This window comes from Aquabacterium fontiphilum (assembly GCF_009909205.1).
GTDB lineage: Bacteria > Pseudomonadota > Gammaproteobacteria > Burkholderiales > Burkholderiaceae_C > Aquabacterium > Aquabacterium fontiphilum.
Map to the genome: position 1 here is coordinate 1 of NZ_JAAAPN010000035.1, position 316 is coordinate 316.

Consider the following 316-nt stretch of genomic DNA (forward strand, 5'->3'; position numbering starts at 1 on the left):
ATCGGGGCAAAGAACTGTTGCTCGATGTTGATATTCCTGTCGCTGACCGGATTCCCGACGAGTTGCTAGACGAGTTGCGGCGAGGCGGAGGTGGCTTGCGCATCAAGATTCGACTGCATCGCGAAGGGGTGCTGCTGGGCTTGGATATTGAGCGAAGGCCGGGGTTTGATCCCAAGAAACGAGATAGTTACGGCTCTGCTGTCTACGTGGCTCCTGGATGGACCAAAACAGGAGGCGATTTCAAGGAAGCGAGAGGCGTATATTGGCTCGAAGACGAAGCCGGTCGGCTAGTCAAGGCGCCGTCACCAGAATCACT

Annotated in this window: 1 protein-coding gene; it reads left to right on the plus strand. The window is 56.0% G+C overall.

The window, feature by feature from the left end:
- Positions 1–316, plus strand: a 316-nt coding sequence (locus tag GTZ97_RS16830) for a hypothetical protein (protein ID WP_236651283.1), incomplete at both ends; no start/stop codon positions are given.